The 7,972-nt window shown below is 72.6% G+C and carries 6 protein-coding genes, 2 rRNA genes and 1 pseudogene; 7 read left to right on the forward strand and 2 right to left on the reverse strand.

Going from position 1 to position 7,972, the window contains the following annotated elements; translation table 11 throughout:
- Nucleotides 1–87 precede the first annotated feature (87 nt).
- The 7 genes and pseudogenes from FXF68_RS18425 (at nt 88) to FXF68_RS18455 (ending at nt 7,379) form a co-directional block, all read left to right on the forward strand.
- Nucleotides 88–2,469, forward strand: coding sequence for a helicase-associated domain-containing protein (locus FXF68_RS18425; protein ID WP_148760661.1), 2,382 nt, complete (start codon nt 88–90; stop codon nt 2,467–2,469).
- Nucleotides 2,470–2,590: 121 nt separating this feature from the next.
- A complete protein-coding gene (locus FXF68_RS18430) occupies nt 2,591–3,013 on the forward strand; it encodes a hypothetical protein (RefSeq protein WP_246178778.1) in 423 nt (140 codons plus the stop codon).
- 158 nt (nt 3,014–3,171) lie between these two features.
- On the forward strand, nt 3,172–3,600 hold the full coding sequence (locus tag FXF68_RS18435; RefSeq protein WP_148760665.1) for a hypothetical protein: 429 nt from the start codon (nt 3,172–3,174) through the stop codon (nt 3,598–3,600).
- 101 nt (nt 3,601–3,701) lie between these two features.
- Nucleotides 3,702–4,145: a hypothetical protein gene (locus FXF68_RS18440; RefSeq protein WP_148760667.1), complete on the forward strand. Its 444-nt coding sequence runs from the start codon at nt 3,702–3,704 to the stop codon at nt 4,143–4,145.
- A 172-nt stretch (nt 4,146–4,317) separates the two neighbouring features.
- The gene (locus FXF68_RS18445) at nt 4,318–5,970 is read left to right on the forward strand and encodes a DNA repair helicase XPB (protein ID WP_148760669.1); all 1,653 of its coding nucleotides are present in this window, start codon (nt 4,318–4,320) and stop codon (nt 5,968–5,970) included.
- Between the two features lie 66 nt (nt 5,971–6,036).
- A pseudogene (locus FXF68_RS18450) lies at nt 6,037–6,600 on the forward strand (RNA polymerase sigma factor); the annotation flags it as partial.
- On the forward strand, nt 6,597–7,379 hold the full coding sequence (locus tag FXF68_RS18455; RefSeq protein ID WP_148760673.1) for a hypothetical protein: 783 nt from the start codon (nt 6,597–6,599) through the stop codon (nt 7,377–7,379). The pseudogene FXF68_RS18450 and the gene FXF68_RS18455, both read left to right, overlap by 4 nt.
- Nucleotides 7,380–7,446: 67 nt before the next feature.
- On the opposite strand, the gene rrf is transcribed toward FXF68_RS18455, so the two are convergent.
- Together rrf and FXF68_RS18465 are read right to left on the reverse strand one after the other, a co-directional pair.
- Nucleotides 7,447–7,563 (reverse strand): 5S ribosomal RNA (gene rrf / locus FXF68_RS18460).
- Nucleotides 7,564–7,741: 178 nt separating this feature from the next.
- A 23S ribosomal RNA gene (locus tag FXF68_RS18465) occupies nt 7,742–7,972 on the reverse strand; the annotation flags it as partial.

Genomic DNA, 7,972 nt, shown 5'->3' on the forward strand with positions numbered 1-7,972 from the left:
TCCCGTAGCAGGTCATCGCTCAGGTGCTCCTACCCTTGAGGGGCCCGGCAGGGGCGGCGCGCACGCCACCTAAGGTTGAGGGACGGCATGGAGACGTATGCGGACTGGTTGCGCGCGCGAGGCGACGACGAGCTTCGCGCGCTGCTGTCCGCGCGTCCCGAGCTGCTCGCACCCGTCCCCGCCGACCTCGCCGCCCTCGCGTCCCGCGCCGCGACGCCCGCCGCCGTGTCCCGCGCGCTCGACCGGCTCGACCGGTTCACGCTCGCCGTGCTGGAGGCGCTGCTCGTCCTCCCCTCGCCGGACGGCCTGCCCGCCGCGCTCGACGCCCCGCCGGAGCGCGTCGCCGACGCCCTCGGCACCCTCCGCCGGTTCGGCCTCGCCTGGGGTGACGACTCGCCGGCCCCCGCGCCGGGCGTCCGGCAGAGCATGCCCCACCCGGCCGGGCTCGGACCGCCCGTCCAGGAGGTCTTCGCCGGGTACTCGCGGGACCGGCTCGCCGACCTCGTCACCGACCTGACGGGCGAGGCGCCGCGCGGCTTCGCGGACGCGGCGCGGCTGCTCGGCCGGCTCGCCGAGCTGCTCGCCGACCCCGCCGCGCTGATCGAGGACGCCGGTCCCGAGGCCCGCGCCGCGCTCGACCACCTCACCTGGGGCCCGCCGGTCGGACGGGTCGCCGACGCGCGCCGTCCCGTCCGGATCGGCACCGCCGCCACCCCGATCGAACGGCTCCTCGCCCGCGGCCTCCTCGCCGCCGAGGACGACCGGACCGTCACCGTCCCCCGCGAGGTCGCGCTGCACCTGCGCGGCGGGCGGCTGTTCCGGGACGTCACCGCCGACCCGCCGCCGCTCACCGCCGCGACGCGCGCCCCGCGGCCCGCCGAGGTGGTCGTGCAGGCCGCGGCGGGCGAGGCGTTCAACGCCGTCCGGCTCGTCGAGGAGCTGCTGGAGCGCTGGGGGCTCGACCCGCCGCCGGTGCTGCGCAGCGGCGGCCTCGCCGTCCGCGACCTGCGCGCCGCCGCCGGGCTGCTGGACGTCCCCGAGTGGAAGGCGGCGCTGCTCGTCGAGGTCGCGTACGCCGCCGGGCTGCTCACCCGCTCCGGCGACCTCGACGGCGAATGGCTCCCGACCCCCGCCTACGACCTGTGGCTCATGCGCGACACCGCCGGACGCTGGACCGAGCTCGCCCGCGGCTGGCTGAAGTCCGACCGGGTCGCCGGGCTCGCCGGGGAGCGCGACGACCGCGACCGGCTGATCAACGCGCTGAGCGAGGCGATGGTCCGCAGCAGCGCGCCCGCGACGCGGCGGGCCGCGCTCGACGTCCTCGCCGAGGCGGGCCGCGGCGCCGTCGTCGGCGAGGACGCGCTGCGCGCCCGCCTCGGCTGGCTCCAGCCGCGCCGCGCCGGGCCGACCCGCGAACGGCTGATCGGCTGGACGCTCCGCGAGGCCGCCGCGCTCGGCCTCACCGGGTTCGGCGAGCTCGTCCCGTTCGCCCGCGACCTGCTCGCCGGGGCCGATCCCGAGCCCGCGCTGGAGAAGCACCTGCCCGCGCCCGTGGACGAGATCGTCATCCAGGCCGACCTGACCGCGATCGCGCCCGGCCCGCTCGTCACCGACCTCGCCCGCGAACTCGCGCTCGCCGCCGACGTCGAGTCCACCGGGGCGGCCACCGTGTACCGGTTCACGCCCGAGTCCGTCCGCCGCGCCCTCGACGCCGGACGCACCGCCGCCGACCTCACCGACCTCCTCACCCGGCACTCCGCCACCCCGCTGCCGCAGCCCCTGACCTACCTGATCGACGACGTCGCGCGGCGGCACGGGCACCTGCGCGTCGGGGCGCTCTCGTCCTACGTGCGGACCGACTCGTCCGCCACGCTCGACGAGATCCTCGCCGACCGGCGCTCGGACCCGCTGCGCCTGTACCGGCTCGCGCCCACCGTGCTCGCGTCCGGGCTCCAGCGCGCCGCCCTGCTGGACGGCCTGCGCGCCATGGGCCTCGCCCCGGTCGCGGAGGCCCCCGGCGGCGGCGTGATCGTGACCCGGCCGGACGCGCAGCGCGCCGAGCCGCCGCCCACCGCGGAGATCGTCCGGCTGCGGCCGGAGGAGCACACCGACGCCTCGATGATCTCCGCCGCGGTGCGCGCGCTGCGGGCCGGGGACGAGGCCGCCCTGCTCGGCGCCGAGCAGGCCAGGCGGCGCGCGGACGCCGCCCCGTCCGGCGAGCCGCCGCGCTCCCCCTCGATGGCCACCGTCGACCGGCTCCGCGCCGCCGTCGACCGGGGCGGCCGCGTCTGGATCGGCTACCTCGACCAGCAGGGGCAGGCGTCCAGCCGGATCGTGGAACCGGTCCGCGTCGAGGGCGGGTTCCTCACCGGGTACGACGCGACGCGCGCCGCCGTCCACCGGTTCGCGCTGCACCGCATCACCGGGGTGGCCGAGCTGACCGACGACTCGGCGTCCGACGCCTCCTAGCTCGCCGGTTCCTCGTCCGGACGGTGGCCGCGTCCGGTTCCGGACGTGGAGGAACCCTCCGAGCGGCCTGGACGTCCCATCTGTCAGGCGATCGGCGCCGTCCACCGGAGGAGGCCGTCCCGTGAGCGGATACGGCGGAGGCCCGCCCGGCTACGACCCGTACGGCGGCTCCCAGGGCTGGAGCGGCTATGGCGGCTCGTACGGCGGCTCGTACGGCGGCGGGCCCTACGGGCAGCCGCCCGGGTACGGGCCGCCCGGCGTCCCGACGCGGTCCGGGAGCAACGGATCGACGATCGCCGCGCTGGTCTGCAACATCGCGGGGGTGCTGCTGTGCTGCGGCATCCTGTCCATCCCCGGCGCCGTCACGGCGGCGATCGCGATGGGCCGCGTCGACACCGACCCCGAGTCCGCGCGGACGCTGACGCTGTGGAGCTGGGTCCTGTTCGGGCTGTCGGTCGTCCTCGGCATCGCGATCTTCATCATCTACCTCGTGGCGGTCGTGGCGGCGTCCGACCCGAGCTACGACTCGTCCGGCGGGATCTGAGCTGAGCGCCCCGCGCCCGGCAGCGTGCCCGGCAACGCGCCCGGCAACGCGCCCGGCAACGCGCCGGGAACGCGACAGGAACCGGCGAACCTCACATAGGGTCCACCGCAGGATCGATCGACCGATAGCGTGTCAACGCGACCGGGTGAGGAGGTCCGATGAGCGGGTACGGAGGGCAGCCGCCCTGGGAAGACCCGTACGCCGGGCACCAGTACGGCGGCCAGCACTACGGGGGGCAGCCGGGCGGGGCCGGGTACGACCCGTACGGGTACGGCTCGGGATACGGCTACGGACCCCCCGGCGTCCCGTACGCGACGAGGAGCAACGGCTCCGCCATCGCCGCCCTGGTCTGCAACTGCGTCGCGGTCGTGCTGTGCTGCAACATCTTCGCCATCCCCGGGATCGCCACCGGCGCGGTCGCCGTCGCCCGCGCGTCCACCGACCCCGACTCGTCGCGGCGGCTGGCCATCTGGAGCTGGTGTCTTCTCGGCGCGTCCTTCGTGGTCGCGATCATCGTGTTCGTGGCGTTCATGGCTCTCGGGGCCGCGTCCGAACCCGACTACGACTCGGGCGGCGGCGGCATCTGACCCCGCCGCCGGGCCGGGTACCGGACGGCCCCGCCTACGGTGCCGCATGAACCCCGTCGACCGGCGGCGCGGCCCCGGCGACCATGGAGAGGAGACACCCGATGAGCGGGTACGGAGGGCAGCCGCCGTCCGGTGAAGGGGACCCGTACGGCGGCGCGTACGGGGCGCAACAGCCGCCGGGCGCAGGGGATCCGTACGGCACGTACGGTGGGCAGCCGCCAGCCGGGGCGTACGGGGCGCAACAGCCGCCCGGCGTGACCCCCTACGGCACGTACGGACCGCCCGGCGTGCCGTCCAAGAGGGTGAGCAGCGGCACCATCACGGCCGCGCTCGTCTGCAACTGCGTCGCGATCGTGCTGTGCTGCAACTTCGTCGCCATCGCCGGGGTCGTCACCGCGCTGAACGCGCAGCGCCGCGCCGACACCGACCCGCGCTCCGCCCGGAACCTGACCATCTGGAGCTGGTCGCTCTTCGCCGTCTCCACGGTGCTCGGGCTCATCATCGGCATCGTGTACCTGATCGCCCTCGACTCCGGTTCCGGTTGAGCCCGTCCGCCGCGACCTGGGCATCGCCCGTCCGGGAAGACCGGGCGCCCTCCGATCGTTGAACCCGTGAGCCAACGCGCGGTCCCGTCCAGGACGGGACCGCGCGCCGCGTGACCTCGGGTACCGTGCACCCGACCCCACCACCACCGATTCCCGACGGGGGCAGCATTCCGTGACCGACGGCCCGCTGATCGTCCAGTCCGACAAGACGCTGCTGCTGGAGGTCGACCACGAGCTGGCCGGCGCCTGCCGCAAGGAGATCGCCCCGTTCGCCGAGCTCGAACGGGCGCCCGAGCACGTCCACACCTACCGGGTGACGCCGCTCGCGCTGTGGAACGCCCGCGCCGCCGGGCACGACGCCGAGCAGGTCGTCGACACGCTGATCCGGTTCTCCCGGTACCCCGTCCCGCACGCGCTGCTCGTGGACGTCGCCGACACGATGGCCCGGTACGGGCGGCTGCGGCTGGAGAAGGACCCGGTCCACGGGCTCGTCATGGCGTCGTCCGACCGGTCGGTGCTGGAGGAGGTCCTGCGCGCCAAGAAGGTCAAGGGGATGATCGGCGCCCGGGTCGGGGACGACGCGGTCGTCGTCCACCCGAGCGAGCGCGGCGCCCTCAAGCAGGCCCTGCTCAAGCTCGGCTGGCCCGCCGAGGACCTCGCCGGGTACGTGGACGGCGAGGCCCACCAGATCGACCTCGCCGAGGACGGCTGGGAGCTGCGCTCCTACCAGCGCGACGCGGCCGATGCGTTCTGGCACGGCGGGTCCGGCGTCGTCGTCCTGCCGTGCGGGGCGGGCAAGACCATCGTCGGCGCGACCGCGATGGCGAAGGCGCAGGCGACCACGCTGATCCTCGTCACCAACACCGTGTCGGCGCACCAGTGGAAGCAGGAACTGCTCCGCCGGACGACCCTCACCGAGGACGAGATCGGCGAATACACGGGGACGAAGAAGGAGATCCGTCCCGTCACCATCGCCACGTACCAGATCATGACGACGCGCCGGAAAGGCGCCTACGCCCACCTCGAACTCTTCGACGCCCGCGACTGGGGCCTGGTCGTCTACGACGAGGTGCATCTCCTCCCCGCGCCGATCTTCCGCATGACGGCCGACCTCCAGGCCCGCCGCCGCCTCGGCCTCACCGCCACCCTCGTCCGGGAGGACGGACGAGAAGGCGACGTCTTCTCCCTCATCGGCCCGAAACGCTACGACGCCCCGTGGAAGGACATGGAGGCGCAGGGCTGGATCGCACCCGCCGACTGCGTCGAAGTCCGCGTCACCCTCACCGACTCGGAACGGCTCGCATACGCGACCGCCGAGCCCGAGGAGCGCTACCGGTTCTGCGCCACGACCGACACGAAGACGAAACTCATCCAGGCGCTCGTCGACCGGCACAAGGACGAGCAGACGCTGGTCATCGGCCAGTACATCGACCAGCTCGACGAACTCGGCGCCCTTCTCGACGCGCCCGTCATCAAGGGCGAAACGCGGGTGCGCGAACGGGAACGGCTATTCGACGCATTCCGCGCCGGTGAGATCAACGTCCTGGTCGTCTCCAAGGTCGCGAACTTCTCCATCGACCTTCCGGAAGCCTCTGTCGCCGTCCAGGTGTCGGGCGCCTATGGGTCGCGGCAGGAGGAGGCGCAGCGGTTGGGACGGTTGCTGCGTCCGAAGGCTTCCGGGCACGGCGCCCGTTTCTACGCCGTCGTCGCCCGTGACACCCTCGACCAGGACTACGCCGCCCACCGGCAACGCTTTCTCGCCGAACAGGGATACGCCTACCGGATCGTGGACGCCGACAGCGTCCTCGCCGGAGAGGACATCTGACCCCGCCTGTAATCCCGAGGAGGAGCCGGACATAAGGAGGCGACATCCGGTCAACTCCTCAAGGAGGCGGGCGTGGGAGATGACGAAGAACACTTCTCAGCCCTTTTCAAACAGCACTATCCCGACGTGGTGCGGTTCTCCGCCCGGCGCACGGACCCCGACCAGGCGCGGGACATCGCGGCGGAGACCTTTCTCGTAGCGTGGCGGCGTTTCCCCGAACTGCCGGACGACCCCGGGGACGTCCTTCCCTGGCTCTATTCGGTCGCCCGCAAGACGATCGCCAACCAGCAGCGCGGTGACCGGCGGCGGCTGCGGCTCGGCGCGCGGCTCCGGGCCTCGTCCCCGGCCGTGATCGCGTCCGACCACGCGGGCGGCGTTGTGGCGGCCCTGCACATCCGGGACGCCATGGCGAGCCTTTCCCCCCGGGACCAGGAAACGCTGCAACTCGTCAGTTGGGACGGGCTGGACGTGTCCGCCGCGGCCACCGTCGTCGGCTGCACTCCCCGGACTTTCGCGGTGCGGCTGCACCGCGCACGGCGGCGACTCGAACAGGCCCTCGCGGGCGGACACGCGGGGCAGGCATCGCCCCTCGGCCAGCAGGGACTCGAAATGAAAGGGGCGCGCTCATGAACGACGCCACCGAGGTCCAGGACGTGGCCGCCGTGCGGAAACTGTTCGCCGGCACCGACCCCGCCGCCGAACTACATTTCCCCGCGGACGACGCCGAGGCCCACCGGGCGCTGACCCGCATCCTCGCGACGTCCCAGAGGGAGGTGGAGCCCGCCGCCGCGCCGCGCCGCCGGACACGGCGCCGCCGCCTGGCCGTCACCGCCGGAGTCTTCGTCGCGTTCGGCGCGCTGGCCGCGGGCGCCGACGCCGCCGGTGTAATCCCCACGGGGGTGGTGAACGCGCTGAGCAGCATGAACGACAGGAACAGCGCCTGGGGCTCCGTCGACACGAGCAAGGCCGAGATGCTCATCTCGGCGGAGGGCCCGTTGGGCATCCGCGCCGAATGGTGGCGCGCGCCGGGGAAAATGGGCGGGAGCTGCGTCTACATTCGCACGGTGCAGCCGGGAGGGGCGGAGGACGGTTCTCTCGAATGCGGCCAGGACGACGTCGTCCCGAGCGCGGACGTCCCGCTCGCGGCCAGGTACGGCCCGCTCGCGGACGACTGGATGGGCGTCATCGGACGGGCCGCGGCGCCCGCCGCCCAGATCAAGGTGAAGTTCAAGGACGGCGACGAGCGCATCGTGGACGTCAAGGCGGGTGGGTTCTTCATGCAGATCTTCAACCGCAAGCAGGGGCCGCCCGTGTGGAAGGAGTCCGACTTCGAGACCGTGGAACTGACGGTCCTGGACGCGGCGGGCAAGGTCATCGAGACGTCCCGGATCCAGGAAGGGCTCATCTAGGCCGGGCACGGGAATCGCAGAAATGAGAAAGGCCCCGCCGTTACGGCGGGGCCTTCCTGCAATTTGTGTCCGGCGGTGTCCTACTCTCCCACACAGTCTCCCATGCAGTACCATCGGCGCTGAAGGGCTTAACTTCCGGGTTCGGGATGGGACCGGGTGTTTCCCCTCCGCCAAAACCACCGAACGCCCAACGCACCACCCCACGAAGGGCGGGCAAACCCAAGCGTCCAAAGCAGCCAAAGCTTCGGAACAATATTCACTTAACAAACACGGGGTTCCCGCTTTGTTTTCCGGGAACCACACAGGGACGCGAACAACTCACACACACAGAAGGTGTCTGCGGTTTGGATTGAACGTTATGTGTGTTCAAGCCACTCGGCCTATTAGTACCGGTCGACTCCACACCTTACGATGCTTCCATCCCCGGCCTATCAACCCGGTCGTCTCCCGGGGGCCTTACACCCCTTGACGGGGTGGGAGAACTCATCTCGAGGAAGGCTTCCCGCTTAGATGCTTTCAGCGGTTATCCCTACCGGACGTAGCCAACCAGCCGTGCCCCTGGCGGGACAACTGGCACACCAGAGGTCCGTCCG

The sequence above is a fragment of the Actinomadura decatromicini genome (assembly GCF_008121305.1).
GTDB lineage: Bacteria > Actinomycetota > Actinomycetes > Streptosporangiales > Streptosporangiaceae > Spirillospora > Spirillospora syzygii.